The sequence below is a fragment of the Microtetraspora sp. AC03309 genome (assembly GCF_020826795.1).
GTDB classification, from domain to species: Bacteria; Actinomycetota; Actinomycetes; order Streptosporangiales; family Streptosporangiaceae; genus Microtetraspora; species Microtetraspora glauca.
Genome location: NZ_JADDIL010000489.1, coordinates 1 through 469 on the forward strand (window position 1 = coordinate 1; position 469 = coordinate 469).

1 protein-coding gene is annotated in these 469 nt (G+C 64.0%); it reads right to left on the reverse strand.

Translation table 11 applies throughout. From position 1 onward, the window contains the following. A partial coding sequence (locus tag IMZ11_RS43995; protein ID WP_228649683.1) for a hypothetical protein occupies positions 1–358 on the reverse strand: 358 nt, incomplete at its 3' end. Positions 359–469: the final 111 nt, after the last annotated feature.

Genomic DNA, 469 nt, shown 5'->3' on the forward strand with positions numbered 1-469 from the left:
GGTTGTGGTCCCAGCCCCAGTAGGTGGTGGTGATGCGCTCGAGTAGTGCGGTGTCGGTGAGGGTGGGTTGTGCGTGTTCGGCGAAGCCGGGTTGGTTGTCCCAGTCCCAGTGTCCGGTGGTGAGGTGGGTCAGGGTGAGTCCGATGTAGGCGATCAGTGCGCGGACGACGGGGCGGTCGTCGTCGGTGAAGAGGTCTTCGGGTTGGTGGAACAGGGTGGTGATCACGTGTTCGAGTGCGCGTAGTGATTGGGCCGAGTAGTCCAGGGCGACTCCGTAGGGTTCGGCCAGCCCGGCCAGTCCCGCCACTGCGGGCGAGATCCCGTCGTCCCACTCATCAGCCAACTTCTGACGATCCACGTCGTCATCGTCTCCGATCTCGGCGGAGTTCGTCGTGGGCAGGCTTTGTCGGAGCTGAGGGCAAACGGATTCGAAGCCTGATCAGGCCATCGCCTATGATCGCCGGGTGGC